Here is a 14,655-nt window from a genome sequence, read left to right as displayed (position 1 = left end):
GTTTTTGTTTATAACAATATTTCGAAGTTTATTTTGTTTCGCTTTCGTCGGCATCCTTAGCCTGGCCTTCGCCAAGTTCGTTAGCTTCAATACGCTCCTTAAATTCGTTAATTATTCCACCTTTCATTAAGATCTTAATTTGCCTATCGCTCATACTATGCTTGGTTTCAAACTCTAATTTGTCACCATTGGCTTTCTTCACAATAACCTTAATGTTATTTCGGTTTTTAATATCCTCTCTAAGATTCTTGAAGATCACCTGATCGTCCTGCTCAATTTTTTCAAAATCTTTAATATCGATAAACTCTAACGGAAGAATTCCAAAGTTTACCAGGTTCTGCCATGCAATCCTTGCATAACTGTTGGCAATTACCGCTACCTGGCCTAAGTATTTTGGGGCTATAGCCGCGTGTTCTCTACTGGAACCTTGTGCATAATTATCTTTTGCTACAACTATATGCCCACCGTGTTCTCCTTTAGCTTTCATTGCCTGGTCATAGAAGGTTTCGTCAATTACCGTGTAAGAGAATTTACTAATTTCTGGCAGGTTACTTCTAAAAGGCAATACCTCTGCTCCTGCTTTCAAAATCTCATCAGTAGAAATATTATCTCCCATTTTTAGCATTACAGGAACGCTATAATGATCTTGCATAGGTTCAATATATGGAAGCGATTTAATGTTAGGGCCTTTTTGAAGTTCAATTTTAGAACCGTCTTCTGGCGGTGCAACTAACATATCGTCTTTAATAATATGAAATTCAGGATATTCAAACTTCGGATATTTCATATCATAAAGCTTCTCCAGATCTCGTGGATCAGTTATTTTTCCTGTTAATGCTGAAGCTGCGGCAGTTTCCGGGCTACATAAATGAACCTGGTCGTCCTTGGTCCCCGAACGGTCCGGGAAGTTTCTTGGCATGGTACGTAAACTAATAGTGCCAGATGCCGGTGCCTGTCCCATACCTATACAACCCATACAACCAGATTGGTGGAAACGTGCTCCTGCCTTTATCAAGTTAGCAAAAGCCCGGTTATCTATCATATTTTGAATTATTTGTCTTGAGGTTGGATTAATATCAAAAGATACATCACTGCTTACCGCTTTATCTTCAACAATAGCTCCCGCGATCCAGAAATCTCTTAATCCCGGATTTGCTGAAGAACCAATAACCACCTGGCTAATTGGTTTCCCTGCAACTTCGCTTACCGGCACCACATTTCCGGGACTGGTTGGCAATGCGATAAGGGGCACAAGATCATCTAATACAATTTCTTCGTGAAGATCGTATTCACAGCCTTCATCGGCCAGTAATTCTCTCCAATCATCTTCTCTCTTTTGAGACTTTAAAAATCTTTTTGTTTCTTCATCACTAGGGAAAACGGTGGTGGTAGCACCAAGTTCTGCACCCATATTGGCAATAACGTGGCGATCCATAGCGCTTAAGTTTTTAAGACCATCACCATAATATTCTACTACTTTTCCAACTCCGCCTTTAACATCGTGGCGGCGCAACATTTCAAGTATCACATCTTTAGCACTAACCCAATCTGGTAAATTTCCGGTAAGTTTCACGCCCCATACTTTGGGCATTTTCACAAAATAAGGCTGACCCGCAATTGCGGCCGCAACATCAAGTCCGCCGGTCCCAATAGCAAGCATTCCTAAAGATCCTGCCGCCGGGGTATGACTATCTGAACCAACCATGGTTTTTCCCGGCTTACCGAAGCGTTCCATATGTACAGGGTGACTAACACCATTTCCCGGTCTACTATACCAAAGCCCGAATTTTTGGGCCGCCGAAAGTAAGAACAAATGGTCATCGGCATTTTTAAAATCGGTTTGCAGTAGGTTGTGGTCAACGTATTGAACAGCGACTTCTGTTTGTGCTTTATCTAATCCCATAGCTTCTAACTCCAGTTGCACCAGGGTTCCTGTAGCATCCTGAAGCAAAGCCTGATCTATTTTTATTCCAATTTCTTTTCCCGGAATCATTTCTCCTTTGAGTAAATGCTCCTTAATTAATTTTTGTGTTACGTTTAATTTAGACATAGTTGGTTAATTTTAAGCTTTAAATTATTACAATTTCTATAGAATGGCGGTGCGTTTAACAATATCTTATATCTTAAATGCTAAACTGAAGAGCTTGCCACCTCTTCGATACGCTGAAACCGCTAATAAAAAAAGCCATAAATATAGAAGGCACTCCTTCCCTATTTATGGCAGTTTCTAAAAAGCCGTTTGAAAAATAACCATTGAAATATTCTGAACTCTTGGTTGTGAAATATTCTACCGGTTATTTTCGAAACAGCTTATTATATGTTTATTTCTTACTTAGTGAATTTAAAATATCGGTTTGTTGGCCTTCTTCTATATTAAAGCCCGGTTTTCCTTTTCTAGGGAATAAATAAGCAAATTCTTCATCAAAAGCGCTCCAGCTACCGGCTAAACCAAAATCGTCGTTAGATTTATCCATTTTTGGTCTTTTAAAGGTATTAAGATCAGAATCGTATGGAGAACCCTCAGCATCTTCGCCCGGGAATAACATGCCATCGTTAACTTCAGAATAAATAATAACCGAAGCTCCACCGTTTCCAGGCAGATCAAATACTTTTAGGCCAAAATCTTTTAGCACACCTTTTCTTTCGGTGATATCTTTTGTTTTAAAACTGTCTTTAAAATTATTGCGTGGATGTGCAAAGATTGGTGCGTCCCCGGCATCTTCAGAAATTGTTTTTAAATCGACGTAGGCATCTTTTAAAATATGATCGCAGGTAATTAAAATACCTTTAATTTTATAACCATCATTTACCAGTTTTTTTACCGCATCTTTGGTAGTTTCTTCAACTACATCAATAAGTAAAATATCCTGTCTATTTATATGTCTAATGGCATAACCCTGGTTAAAAACGCCATCTTTTTCTTCACCTTTTATAATAAAAGTATCCGGTATTAATTTTAAAAATTTCCCGGTTTCACCTTTTTGAACAAATTCGGCACTTTGGCTGTGCAGCACTTCCATTTTATCAACAGTCTTCATAATCAAAATCGTTTTATAATTAGTTGTTTCAAGATACAAATAAGGTGAGGCTTTCACAATGTCCAAATCAGGTTTTAGGACATATTTAACGAGAGCGCATAGGCTGAATAATTCCCGTGATGAGAAAGACTAAATGGAATTTGCAGATTATCACCATGATAAGTTATTAAAGGGATACCCTGGCCGGTTTTAGTAATGTTAAGAGAATCTAAGGGAATAAGGAAATGTTCAGAAACCTTCTGTAATAGCAGGGACCGCGTATTTTTTTCTTCTGAAAAGTATGAAAACTCGGTATTAGCGGTATAACTAAGAATTTTATCCGGAAATAATTCTGAAGTTGTTTTAAAGGTTTCATTTTTAAAGTAAACCTCGCCCCTTGCCTTTTCCGGAGTTAATTGAACCTGAGAACAAACAAATTGCTTCGGATCATAAAACCGCTTTAGTTTATATTTTCGCTGTACAGCTTTATAGACCGCTTCTTTCATACTCCAGAGTAACCAAACATTTAATTCCTGATTATTGCTGTTGACGATAAACTTTTGCTCATCTTCCGTGAATAATTTCTGAAGATAACCATGCCTTTCCCAGTTACTTTGAAGACGGGTTAAATTTAAATCTACGATGTCGTTACCTATCACGCTGAAGCCAGTTTACGCTCAATAATGTTTTTCGCATCGCCTACAGTCAACATTCCGCTCATAGAATCGTTGTCTATTTCAATATCAAACTCATCTTCCACATCTAAAATCACATCAACCAGGTTGGCCGAATTTACTTCCAGGTCCTTAATAAAATCGGTTTTTTCATTAAAATTTTCCAGTCCCTCTTTTCTTTGAACATAAGGGCTCACAATTTTTTTCAGGGAGTCTAGTATTTCTTTTTCTTTCATCTATTTAAATTTATGTTTCTATGGGTGAATTTGCCAGTGTATTGCCGTATTTATGTACAGCTTCAGGCTGGGTTCATTTATGTATAATTTTATTTGAAAGCTAATCTTATATCTTTTTAAAAATAGCCACTGCATTTACATCGCCAAAACCAAAACTGGCTTTTACCAGGATATTTACAGGTTTTTCTAAAGTTTTACGCGGAACTTTTTCTTCGGAAATCAATGCTGAAATTTCAGGGTTAAGATCTTCGCAGTTCGTATTTCCGAAAATAAATTTTTTAGCTATTTGAAGCACGCTAGCCACACATTCTATACTTCCTGAAGCTGCCAGGCAATGACCCGTCATTCCTTTTAAAGAATTTATATACGGAAAATCATCATTCTTCAAGGCTTTTTTCCAATTTTCAATTTCCAACGCATCCCTGGTCGTGGCAGTAAGATGCCCATTAATCACATCAATTTCTTCTGCTGAAATCCCTGAAAATTGTATAGCATCTTTAATACACTTAATTACCGCTTCACTATTAGCGGCGGTCATACTGCCACCACCACGTTGTCCACCACTATTGGTAGCTCCTCCTAAAACCTCGCAATAAATTTTTGCGCCTCTAGCTTGAGCCGTTTCGTAATCCTCAAGCATCAGTGCTCCTGCTCCACTTCCCGGTACAAAACCTGCAGCTGATGAGCTCATTGGCCGGGATGCTTCGGCAGGCTTTTCATTATATTTTGATGGTAAAATACGCATTGCATCAAAACCTCCCCAAACATAAGGTCCGTGGTCGCTGCAACTGCCCACCAGCATTCGTTTCGCTTTCCCAGAGGCAATTCTTTCAAACCCCATAAGTAGCGCTTCGGTACCCGTTGTGCAAGCAGACGAATTTGTAGTCACCTGGTTGCCACAACCTAAAATTCCGCCCAAGTAAGCGCTAATCCCACTTGCCATAGTTTGCATCACGCTGGTGCTGCCTAATCTTCGAGTTTTACCAGCATCAATTAAATGAATGGCTTCGCGGAATTTATCAACTCCTAAAATTCCGGTACCAAATATGATTCCGCTGTCCCAATCTGGTTGTTCGGTCTCTTCAATTTTAAGTCCCGCATCCCGCCACGCATCGGTTCCTGCAATTACCCCGTAAACAATCCCGCTGGAATTAAGTCCGCGTAATTGTAAGGGCGTGAAGTATTCGGCTATTTTTTCTTCTGAAACCTGTGGTTTTCCCGCAATTTGGCAACTGAATTTTAAACGTTCCAGTTCTTCTTCAAATCTAATCCCGCTTTTTCCTTTACGAATCGCATCTTCAAAATTGGCCAAACCTATTGCATTTGGTGCAACCACTCCCATTCCTGTTATAACTACTCGTTTTTTCATTAAAAAAGCTTTCTAAACAGTTTTACTCGATAATCGAGATTTAATTACTTCGTCCCGAAGCATCGGGATACCCCGAAACTAAAAGTGAATTTCTAATTTAAATTTGTTTGGAAACGTCCTCAGTTAATTTGCTCTTTATCATGCCGGCGATCTTTCCGCGGCATATCAATTTCTCTGTTTTATCGTACATTCTTACTTCACATTTTAACTTATTGAATCTAAAGAATAACTTTTCTGAAACTACTTTTACCGTTTCCTCGGGAAAAACCGGGAGGTAAAAATCAACTTCCGAAGAACTTAATGCAAGTTCAATTTCTTTTGATTCATTTACCTGATCTTGAAGCAGAAATATTCCCAGGGAAACCACACCAATTTGCGCCATGCATTCCGTTAAAATTACGCCGGGTGTTACGGGATTGTTTTTAAAATGTCCTTTATAGAAAAAGGAATCTACAGGAAAGGTATAGCGACCTTCGGCAGAATTTTCGTTGACTTTCAGCAACTCATCTACAAATAGAAATGGTTTGGTGTACGGCAGTTTTTCGAGGATATTTTTATAATTCACGCAATATTTATTTTAAATGTTCCCCGCCATTAACGGGAATAATGGTTCCGGTAATCCAACTGGCTTCGTCTTTACTTAGTAAATAGACAGCATTCGCAATATCGTTAGGAACCGTAAGCCTTTTGAATGGATTATGCTTCAAAGCGTGTACACGCAGGGTTTCATTACCGGGAATCATTTGAAAAGAACGGGTAACCGTAACTCCCGCCTGAATACAATTTGCCCTAATACCATGAGAAGCGAATTCCAAGGCAATACTTCTGGTTATTGCTTCTAACGCAACTTTTGCCGCTGAAACCGCAGCATAATTGGCCCAGGCTTTTTTATTGCCTTCACTGGTAAAAGAAATAATCCTGGCATCTTTTGCAAAAAGCCCTGATTTGAAAATAGCTTTTGTCCAATCGTAAAGACTAATGGCCATAGCATCTATTGTGATCTGGAAATCTATATTTTCTAAAGTGGGTTCATCACCGGTCATTGGCTTCAGGTTTCCTTTAGAAATACTATGCACTAAAGTTCGAATCTTGCCTTCTTTCCCGAGTATTTTCGAAATTTCCTGAATAAGGTTTAAGCGTTTTTCAGCATTAGTAGCATCAACATTAAAACTTTCAAATTTTACTTCTTGTTCTCTAATATCTTCAAAAGCTTCTTCAATTTCAGCAATATCAGCGCGTCTATCTCTATGGATAATTATAATATTCATGCCGTGGTGCGCTAGCTTTCGAGCAGTTGCAAAACCAAGACCTGTACTTCCGCCCAGAATAATTGCCCAATAATTACGATCTTTAAAATCTGTTACCATTCCAATAAAATTCTTTGTGCCGAAAAGCCGGGTCCAAAACTTAACATTAAGCCCTGGTCGCCAGGTTTTGGCTGTTTTTTCATAAATTCCTGCAGTACATAAAGTACTGTGGCGCTGCTCATATTCCCGTATTGGCGCAGCACCTCGCGGGTTTCATCTATATTCTTCCCTAAGTTACCAAAAAGATCTTCAACTGTTTGCACAATTTTCTTTCCACCCGGGTGAAATATAAGATGATCTACCTTTTCAATATTAGAATTGAATTTTTTTAGAAATGGATGCACAATTTCAGGAAAATGAGATGCTATGGTTTGTGGAACGCTTTCGTCTAAGATCATTTTAAGGCCGTGGTTGGTGAGATCAAAACCCATTAGATGCGTAGCTTCGTAAAAGTGATACATTTCCTCACCTAAAATCTTGGGGCCTGGAGCATTTTCTTCTGAAGATAATAAAACACAAGCTGCGCCATCGCCAAAAATAGCGGCGCTTACCATATTTGCCATAGAATAATCGTCTAACTGAAAAGTAGCCGTAGGACTTTCTACCGCGATTACTGCGGCACGTTTTCCGGGATTGGCTTTTAGAAAATTTGCGGCATAGATTATTCCTGAAATTCCTGCGGCACAGCCCATTTCTGTAACGGGTAGACGTGTAACATCCTGGCTTAATTCTAAAGAATTAATAAGGTATGCATCCAGAGAAGGAATCATTATCCCGGTACAACTTACGGTGATGATAAAATTTATAGAGTTTGCTTCCCAGGCATTTTGCTCTAAAGCTTTCTGAAGTACATTTTTGCCTAATTTTTTTACTTCCCTCACATAAATATTATTCTTGTCTTCAAAGGAGGTGGCCGTAAAAACCTCTTCAGGTTTCATAATAGAATAACGTTTATCTACTGCAGCGCCCTCAAAGATCTTCAGTACTTTTCTGCGATAACGATCTTCCTGGCCTTCCAGCCAGGTTTCGACGAGCGGAAGAATATCTATGGTTTCCCGGGAATACTCTGGTAATTCTTTTTCAACGCCAACAATTTTTACACTCATATTTTTTCTTTCTGGATAATCCACTGGTAGCGAAATGCCCACCTCCAGCTAATTTGATGTTTGGTTTGAGGAATTTTTTCTGCAAAACTTTTCAATTCATCTTTCTTAAATCCGCGTAAAATGGAAATAAGTCCGTCTTTACGAGCAATTTCATTATTGATAAACACCGCGCAAAAGGCCTGGAATAACCTGTAAGCTGCTTTAGAACGATGCAAATCGTTAATAACTACGCCTATCCTGGATTGCTGATTAAAAAGTTTTAGTAATTCTATGATCTCTTTATTTTTAAAGTGATGCAGAGTTAAGGTGCATAAGATAATGTCGCAACTAAAAGCCTTAAATTCTTCACTAAAGATATCTAAAGCCAAAAATTCTATTTCCGCATAATTTGAAGATAATTTTCTCCCAATTTCAATGGCGTGAGTATTTGCATCAATACCGGTAAGTTTAATATTATAACTATTTTTTCTACTCCATTTTGCAATTTCCCTTAGTACGGCGCCATTGCCACAACCAACATCGGCAATATGTATTTCTTTCGTTTTTGGTTGATCTTCAATGATCGCCTTAATCGCATCTAAAGTGATCTTATTTCCGCCCAGCCATTTATTGATATTGTCAAGATCCCGTAAAGTCTTATCGAGTTCCTGGCCTTTCAGGTCAAAATCGTCCATGATTTCAACCGCGTTGGTTCTTTTTGAAGTATCTATACTCATATTATTGGCTTCCCGTGAGTTTTACTGATGATTTTCCCTAACAAGTACGGAAATTTTTTTACCAGATTTTGTAAAGTTGACGCTAAAATTGGATTTATTAATATTGTTTGAAGCATTCGGCCGGTTTTCAACCTTTTGCTGAAATTGGCCTTCCAGTTCTCCCGATATTCATTTTCAAGATTTTTTCGGTCAATATGTTTTCCTTTGAAATTATTCAGAATTGCTTCCGAAGCAATTTTACCACTATGAATTGCCATTGCCATTCCATTCCCACAAAGCGGATGAATTAGTCCCGCAGTATCACCCAGCATTAAAATATGATTTTTAATCGATGATTTTTCCTGAAATGAAATTTGGGCGATACTAAGATCTTTTTTAAAAAGCGGTTTAGCATTTTTAAAGAACCCTTTTAAATATGCATTTTGAAGTAGTACTTTTTCTTTGAATTCTTCGGTATTTTTATACTTTTTAAAACTTTCGTAGGATACCATATAACAGGCATTCACTACGCCCGCTTCCGTCTTCGACAATCCGCAATAACCTCCTTTAAAGTTATGGAGCGCTACCAGGTTTTCAGGAAAATCAGGTAGTTTATAATGACCTTTAATGGCAAGCCAGGACGATTTTTCCTGTATAAAATCCCGTTTAAGACTTTTATCCAGATTAGATCTTTTTCCAAAAGCACCTAATACAATATTTGCAGTAAGTTCTTTCCCCGAGGATAGCCTTAGATTGAATTCATCATCTTTAAAGTTGATATTTTCAACAGAATCCAACATAGTTTTAGCACCGCTTTCTTCAGCTTTATTGAAAAGATAATGGTCTAAAGCGTGGCGGCTTAGTCCCAAACCTCCAAGATTTAATGGCGCTTCAATAGATTTAGCATTTTGGGTGCTGTAAAGCAGGTTATTAATTTTTACCGGCTTCAAATCTTTTTCAAGATCAATATTAAGCGAATTAAAATAAGGCAGCACTTCGTTAGACAGGTACTCACCGCAAACTTTATGGCGCGGATAGGCTTTTTTTTCAATAAGCAGGACGTTTTTTCCTTTTTGAGAAAGATGAATGGCAGCAGTTAAACCCGCCAGTCCTGCCCCCACAATAATTACTTGAAAATCTGCCATTGGTTGAAGATAAATAAAAGCATAAAAAAATCCCGGAAATTTCCGGGATTTAATACTTGTTTGAGAACTTAAGGATTAATTCTGTTCTTCGGCTTTTCTTCTGGCTTCTTCTTTCATTTCTTCATTAGCCACAATTGCTAATTCAACTCTTCTATTCTTAGCACGACCTTCGGCAGTTGAATTATCATATTTTGGTTGAGATTCACCATACCATTTGGTATTTAACCTGCCACTGCTTAATCCCTGACTTGTTAAATAATTGGTTACAGCCTGGGCTCTATTTTTAGAAAGGGTAAGGTTATAAGTTTCACTTCCTGTGTTGTCGGTATGACCTTCGACAAGAATGTTAGAATCTGGATATTCTTTAAAAATATCAGCTAATTTATTTAGTGTAGCCTGTGATTTTGAATTGATGTTGTATTTCTCCGTATCAAAATATACACCGCTACTTTCATCAAAAGTTACATTAATCCCTTCCCCCACTCGTTCTACTTCGGCACCGGGAATTTCCTGCTCTATTTCCTTGGCTTGCTTATCCATTCTATCGCCAATAATAGCGCCGGCAGCACCACCTACAACTCCACCAATTATGGCTCCAAGTGCGGTATTTCCATCTCCGGTATTATTTCCAATTACACCACCAATTGCAGCACCTCCTGTAGTGCCAATTACGGCTCCTTTTTGTTTATTATTCGCATTTTTTACAGCATCACAGCTAATTAGTAAAGTAGCTGCAAAAAATATCGCAAACATTCTATTTATAGTAGTCTTCATAGTAAATTGATTTATTTAAAGTTTAGAAAAATTCATTCTAATCACAAACGGAGAGCCTTCTAGCATTACAGATTGCTCCCATACCATTTGGTTTTCTGAAAGTGATTTTAAATTCATACGGAACCCCTGGTTTCCTGTAGTTGAGTTATAATCTTCGTCAGTTGGTTTTAATAAGAAATCATAGATTCCCTCAGGAGTATTTTCCTCGTCTATAGACCAGATAAAATAACGCTGACCCTGGCTGCAGTTAGCACCCTGAACTGAGTACGCGCCTCTATTATTGTTGGAAACAAAATTCCAGGTACTATTTTCGAAGCAAGAGGCATTCGCATCGTTCAACAAGGTTACATCAAATTCACCAGAACTGTTAGGGTAAGTTACGCTTGTAAGTGTCCAGTTTCCATTAAAGGTTTTTCTGGCTTCTTTTGCGGTTTTGCTTGGACCGCAAGCTGCCAAAAGTACGGCTACAAAGCCAAGTATAAATATCTTTTTCATTGTTAGTTATTTGGGTTATACGCAAAAACCCAATGTTTGCCGATTATCATCTGGCGCAATACATTGGATTTTTATTTTATAATTTAATTTATTTTTATCTTCTGAATAATCGACTTACTAGCGAAATCACCAATAAAACAAGGAAGATGTAGAATATAATTTTAGCAATATCAGCAAAACCTTCTGCAATTCCACCAAATCCGAAGATGGCAGCTACCAAAGCAATGATTAAGAAAATAACGATTAAACGTATCATAATATTAGATTTTTTGATTAGTTATGATCTAAATTACAGTAGGTCTGGAACCGAGACAAAAGATTATTAATACTTTAACAACGTGACTGTTAAGAAATCTTAAAATCATTAATTTAATAGCTTTTTATTATTAATAGTCTATTAATTGCTGTATTTTCTCTTTTAATTTTGTCTTCGGAAGATAGCCTTCTTCAAGGGCTGCCGCAAAAGGAATTGGGGTTTCAGCACTGCCCAAACGCATAACAGGCGCATCCAGATATTCAAAGCATTCTTCTGAAATAATTGCTGAAATTTCTGAAGCCAAACTTCCAAAAGTTGAATCTTCGGTTAGTACTAATACTTTTCCTGTTTTTTTAGCCGAATTCATTATAGCCTCTTTATCTAATGGTTGAAGGCTGCGTAGATCAATCAAGTCTACATTTTCCAACTCCATTTCATCAATAGTATCAAGAGCCCAGTGAACCCCGGCGCCATAAGTGATAATTGTAAGTTTTCCCCCTTCTTTTAAAATTGAGGCTTTACCTAATGGTAAGGTATAATAGTCTACCGGAACTTCCTGGCGAATACTTCTATACAATGCCTTGTGCTCAAAAAACAAGATGGGATTGGGATCATTAAAAGCAGTGTTTAAAAGACCTTTAGCGTCGTAAGGAAAAGCTGGGTAAACAACTTTTAATCCCGGAACTTTAGTAAACCAGGCTTCATTAGTTTGGCTATGAAATGGTCCTGCCCCTACCCCAGCGCCGCAGGGCATTCTTATAACCACATCGGCATTTTGATTCCATCTATAATTGCTTTTGGCCAGGTAATTTACAATAGGATTAAAACCGGAACTCACAAAATCCCCAAACTGCATTTCTACCATAGCCTTCATTCCACTAATAGAAAGTCCCATGGCCGTTCCAACAATTGCAGATTCACATATAGGCGTATTTCTTACCCGTTCTTTACCAAATTCCGATATAAGGCCTTCAGTAATTTTAAAAACGCCGCCATATTCTGCAATGTCCTGCCCCATTAAAACCAGGGAATTATGCCTTTGCATAGATTGTTTTACAGCCTGGGCTATAGCATCTATAAAGCGAACATTTTCAGTATTACTACCAGGGTTAACTTTCTGATATATAAACTCCTGGTAAACATCACTTATTTCTTTAGTTTTAATGAATTCTATAGGAGTTTCTTCATTTGCTTCCTTTAAATTAAGGTCTATTTCAGCTTTGATTTCATCTTTAGAATGAATTTCCTGATCTTCATTTAAAATATTTTCTTCTTTTAAAAACTGTCTGAAATTTTCTACAGGATCTTTTTGCTCCCAGAATTGCATTAATTCTTCAGGTACATACTTAGTGCCACTTGCTTCTTCGTGGCCACGCATTCTAAAGGTTTTAAACTCCAGTAAAACGGGACGGGGATTTTCTCTTATACTTTCCGCAATCTCAGAAACCTTAGAATAAACTTCAATGATATTATTCCCGTCTATAATAAAGGATTCCATTCCATAGCCTTTAGCTCTATCGGCAAGATCTTTACAGCGGTATTGCTCGTTAGTAGGCGTTGAAAGCCCGTATCCGTTATTTTCTATGCAAAACATAACCGGTAAATCCCAAACCGAAGCAATATTAAGCGCCTCGTGGAAATCGCCTTCACTGGTGCCTCCTTCCCCGGTAAATACCGCGGTAAGTTTATTTTCTTTCTTTAGTTTATGTGCCAGAGCAATCCCATCGGCTACACCCAGTTGAGGGCCCAAATGAGAGATCATCCCAACAATTTTATATTCCTGGGTTCCAAAGTGAAAACTCCTATCACGACCTTTTGTAAAGCCGTTTTGCTTTCCCTGCCATTGCGAGAAAAGTCGGTTTAAAGGAACATTTCTCGTTGTAAACACACCCAGGTTTCGGTGCATTGGTAGAATATATTCATCAGGATTTAATGCTTTTGTCACTCCAACCGAAATAGCTTCCTGGCCTATTCCGCTAAACCATTTTGAGATTTTTCCCTGTCTGAGTAAAATGAGCATTTTTTCCTCAATTAATCGAGGCTTTAAAAGAGCTACATATAGATCTAATAACTGAGCTGAAGAAAGATTTTCTCTCTCAAATTTTATAGGTGACTGTACTGAAGAATTTGGCTGCATAAGAATGTTTGTTTATCAAATGTAACCAAAAATATAAATGCTAAGAAATATAAAAAGCCTCGGCAGCTCCCGTATTTTTATTTAACTTTGTGTGTTAATTTATCAAAAAAGAAAGCATATTATGGCGATGAATAATATTCCCAGCGTAGATCTTGCTGATTTTATTTCTGGAGATCCAAAACGAAAACAAAAATTCGTTGATGAAATTGGGAAGGCTTATGAGGAAATTGGTTTTGTAGCTTTAAAAAACCATTTTTTAGATAATGACCTAGAAGAAAATTTATATAAAGAAGTAAAGACCTTTTTTGACCTTCCATTAGAGGTAAAGAAAAAATATGAGATTGAAGGCCTTGCCGGGCAACGTGGCTATATCTCCTTTGGGAAAGAACACGCCAAAGGTAAAAAAGAAGGTGATCTTAAAGAATTCTGGCATTTTGGCCAGGAACCGGCAGCCGATGCCAATCTTACCGAAGAATACCCTGAAAACGTACAGGTAGCTGAACTGAAAAATTTCAATAAAGTTGGAATTGAAGCTTACCGAATGCTGGAAAAAACCGGTATTTATGTACTACGAGCATTAGCTTTATATATTGGACTGGAAGAACATTATTTTGATCATTGGGCGAGCAACGGAAATAGTATTTTAAGACCTATCCACTACCCTCCAATTACCGAGGAGCCTAAAGGTGCGGTTAGAGCAGGTGCTCATGGTGATATAAATCTTATCACTTTACTTATGGGAGCCTCTACAGGAGGTTTACAGGTTTTAAGAAAAGATGGAGAATGGATTGATGCTGTACCGCAGGAAGATGAGTTGGTAATAAATGTTGGAGATATGTTAGAAAGACATACCAATAATAAATTACGTTCTACCATTCACCGTGTGATCAACCCACCGAAGGACCAATGGGACAAACCAAGATATTCTATTCCTTTCTTTATGCATCCTAGAAGCGAAATGCGTTTAGATTGTTTAGAGGAATGTATAGATGAAGAAAACCCAAAACAATACGAAGATATTACCGCCGGTGATTTTCTACATCAACGCCTGGTTGAAATCGGACTCCTAAAAAAATAAATTATGGCCAAGAAAAAACTCGGACTTGAGGATTTGGGTGGTTTTGTTTTTTCTACAAATGATGATTTTGATGGAAACGAGCAGGAAGAATCCGATGAAACTTTAGCTCCCGAAGACCAGTACTTAGAAGCTCATTTTAGTAGTAAGGGACGTGGAGGAAAGACCGTGACCATTATTAAAGGTTTCCAGGGAACTAACGATGATTTAGTTGTTCTGGGCAAAAAACTCAAGAAAAAATGCGGTGTTGGTGGTTCGGCTAAAGATGGTGAGATAATAATACAGGGAGATGATCGTGAAAAAATTATGGAACTTCTCAAAAAAGATGGATATAATGTAAAACGAGTAGGTGGTTAATAGCTACCTGTA

The 14,655-nt window shown here is 37.8% G+C and carries 16 protein-coding genes; 2 read left to right on the top strand and 14 right to left on the bottom strand.

The genetic code is table 11. The annotated features are described in order from the left end of the window. Positions 1–28: 28 nt before the first annotated feature. The 14 genes from APB85_RS09825 to APB85_RS09760 all read right to left on the bottom strand — a co-directional run bounded on the left by APB85_RS09825 (position 29) and on the right by APB85_RS09760 (position 13,211). Positions 29–2,050: an aconitate hydratase gene (locus APB85_RS09825; RefSeq protein ID WP_057483186.1), complete on the bottom strand. Its 2,022-nt coding sequence runs from the start codon at positions 2,048–2,050 to the stop codon at positions 29–31. Between the two features lie 271 nt (positions 2,051–2,321). Beyond that, positions 2,322–3,038: an MBL fold metallo-hydrolase gene (locus APB85_RS09820; protein WP_057483185.1), complete on the bottom strand. Its 717-nt coding sequence runs from the start codon at positions 3,036–3,038 to the stop codon at positions 2,322–2,324. 74 nt (positions 3,039–3,112) lie between these two features. Continuing rightward, positions 3,113–3,676, bottom strand: a complete 564-nt coding sequence (locus tag APB85_RS09815) for a 4'-phosphopantetheinyl transferase family protein (protein WP_057483184.1) — start codon at positions 3,674–3,676, stop codon at positions 3,113–3,115. Continuing rightward, entirely contained in the window at positions 3,673–3,927 is a 255-nt protein-coding gene (locus tag APB85_RS09810; protein WP_057483183.1) for an acyl carrier protein, read from the bottom strand. The genes APB85_RS09815 and APB85_RS09810 overlap by 4 nt, the downstream gene beginning before the upstream one ends. Positions 3,928–4,033: 106 nt before the next feature. Continuing rightward, positions 4,034–5,296, bottom strand: a complete 1,263-nt coding sequence (locus tag APB85_RS09805; RefSeq protein ID WP_057483182.1) for a beta-ketoacyl-[acyl-carrier-protein] synthase family protein — start codon at positions 5,294–5,296, stop codon at positions 4,034–4,036. Between the two features lie 97 nt (positions 5,297–5,393). After that, entirely contained in the window at positions 5,394–5,861 is a 468-nt protein-coding gene (locus tag APB85_RS09800) for a 3-hydroxyacyl-ACP dehydratase FabZ family protein (protein WP_057483181.1), read from the bottom strand. Between the two features lie 7 nt (positions 5,862–5,868). Next, complete coding sequence (locus tag APB85_RS09795) at positions 5,869–6,663, bottom strand: enoyl-ACP reductase FabI (RefSeq protein ID WP_057483180.1); 795 nt, start codon at positions 6,661–6,663, stop codon at positions 5,869–5,871. Further along, positions 6,657–7,709 (bottom strand): type III polyketide synthase, encoded by a 1,053-nt coding sequence (locus APB85_RS09790; RefSeq protein WP_057483259.1) that lies wholly within the window; start codon positions 7,707–7,709, stop codon positions 6,657–6,659. Before APB85_RS09790 ends, APB85_RS09795 begins: the two co-directional genes overlap by 7 nt. Then, positions 7,706–8,425, bottom strand: coding sequence for a methyltransferase domain-containing protein (locus APB85_RS09785; RefSeq protein WP_057483179.1), 720 nt, complete (start codon positions 8,423–8,425; stop codon positions 7,706–7,708). Before APB85_RS09785 ends, APB85_RS09790 begins: the two co-directional genes overlap by 4 nt. Then, a complete protein-coding gene (locus tag APB85_RS09780; protein ID WP_057483178.1) occupies positions 8,422–9,549 on the bottom strand; it encodes an NAD(P)/FAD-dependent oxidoreductase in 1,128 nt (375 codons plus the stop codon). Before APB85_RS09780 ends, APB85_RS09785 begins: the two co-directional genes overlap by 4 nt. A gap of 75 nt (positions 9,550–9,624) precedes the next feature. Further along, positions 9,625–10,323, bottom strand: a complete 699-nt coding sequence (locus tag APB85_RS09775) for an OmpA family protein (RefSeq protein ID WP_057483177.1) — start codon at positions 10,321–10,323, stop codon at positions 9,625–9,627. Between the two features lie 15 nt (positions 10,324–10,338). Next, positions 10,339–10,818 carry a lipocalin family protein gene (locus APB85_RS09770; RefSeq protein WP_057483176.1) on the bottom strand — a complete coding sequence of 160 codons (480 nt, stop codon included), beginning with the start codon at positions 10,816–10,818 and terminating at the stop codon, positions 10,339–10,341. Positions 10,819–10,912: 94 nt separating this feature from the next. Next, positions 10,913–11,074, bottom strand: a complete 162-nt coding sequence (locus APB85_RS09765; RefSeq protein ID WP_070055250.1) for a DUF1328 domain-containing protein — start codon at positions 11,072–11,074, stop codon at positions 10,913–10,915. 130 nt (positions 11,075–11,204) lie between these two features. After that, positions 11,205–13,211: an alpha-ketoacid dehydrogenase subunit alpha/beta gene (locus APB85_RS09760; RefSeq protein ID WP_057483175.1), complete on the bottom strand. Its 2,007-nt coding sequence runs from the start codon at positions 13,209–13,211 to the stop codon at positions 11,205–11,207. Between the two features lie 127 nt (positions 13,212–13,338). Between APB85_RS09760 and APB85_RS09755 the strand changes: the two genes are divergently transcribed. Both APB85_RS09755 and APB85_RS09750 read left to right on the top strand, forming a co-directional pair. Next, entirely contained in the window at positions 13,339–14,289 is a 951-nt protein-coding gene (locus APB85_RS09755) for an isopenicillin N synthase family dioxygenase (protein ID WP_057483258.1), read from the top strand. Positions 14,290–14,292: 3 nt separating this feature from the next. Then, positions 14,293–14,643 carry a translation initiation factor gene (locus APB85_RS09750; protein WP_057483174.1) on the top strand — a complete coding sequence of 117 codons (351 nt, stop codon included), beginning with the start codon at positions 14,293–14,295 and terminating at the stop codon, positions 14,641–14,643. Positions 14,644–14,655: the final 12 nt, after the last annotated feature.

Source organism: Salegentibacter mishustinae (genome assembly GCF_002900095.1).
Classification (GTDB): Bacteria; Bacteroidota; Bacteroidia; order Flavobacteriales; family Flavobacteriaceae; genus Salegentibacter; species Salegentibacter mishustinae.
Note: the sequence above shows the minus strand (reverse complement) of the source record. Positions and strands in the feature narration are given on the sequence as shown.

What these genes read in the sequence shown, in the direction of transcription:
- APB85_RS09825 (WP_057483186.1), bottom strand. Translation starts at nt 2,050, where the DNA reads ATGTCTAAATTAAACGTAACACAAAAATTAATTAAGGAGCATTTACTC.
- APB85_RS09820 (WP_057483185.1), bottom strand. Translation starts at nt 3,038, where the DNA reads ATGAAGACTGTTGATAAAATGGAAGTGCTGCACAGCCAAAGTGCCGAA.
- APB85_RS09810 (WP_057483183.1), bottom strand. Translation starts at nt 3,927, where the DNA reads ATGAAAGAAAAAGAAATACTAGACTCCCTGAAAAAAATTGTGAGCCCT.
- APB85_RS09805 (WP_057483182.1), bottom strand. Translation starts at nt 5,296, where the DNA reads ATGAAAAAACGAGTAGTTATAACAGGAATGGGAGTGGTTGCACCAAAT.
- APB85_RS09795 (WP_057483180.1), bottom strand. Translation starts at nt 6,663, where the DNA reads ATGGTAACAGATTTTAAAGATCGTAATTATTGGGCAATTATTCTGGGC.
- APB85_RS09790 (WP_057483259.1), bottom strand. Translation starts at nt 7,709, where the DNA reads ATGAGTGTAAAAATTGTTGGCGTTGAAAAAGAATTACCAGAGTATTCC.
- APB85_RS09785 (WP_057483179.1), bottom strand. Translation starts at nt 8,425, where the DNA reads ATGAGTATAGATACTTCAAAAAGAACCAACGCGGTTGAAATCATGGAC.
- APB85_RS09780 (WP_057483178.1), bottom strand. Translation starts at nt 9,549, where the DNA reads ATGGCAGATTTTCAAGTAATTATTGTGGGGGCAGGACTGGCGGGTTTA.
- APB85_RS09775 (WP_057483177.1), bottom strand. Translation starts at nt 10,323, where the DNA reads ATGAAGACTACTATAAATAGAATGTTTGCGATATTTTTTGCAGCTACT.
- APB85_RS09770 (WP_057483176.1), bottom strand. Translation starts at nt 10,818, where the DNA reads ATGAAAAAGATATTTATACTTGGCTTTGTAGCCGTACTTTTGGCAGCT.
- APB85_RS09765 (WP_070055250.1), bottom strand. Translation starts at nt 11,074, where the DNA reads ATGATACGTTTAATCGTTATTTTCTTAATCATTGCTTTGGTAGCTGCC.
- APB85_RS09760 (WP_057483175.1), bottom strand. Translation starts at nt 13,211, where the DNA reads ATGCAGCCAAATTCTTCAGTACAGTCACCTATAAAATTTGAGAGAGAA.
- APB85_RS09755 (WP_057483258.1), top strand. Translation starts at nt 13,339, where the DNA reads ATGAATAATATTCCCAGCGTAGATCTTGCTGATTTTATTTCTGGAGAT.
- APB85_RS09750 (WP_057483174.1), top strand. Translation starts at nt 14,293, where the DNA reads ATGGCCAAGAAAAAACTCGGACTTGAGGATTTGGGTGGTTTTGTTTTT.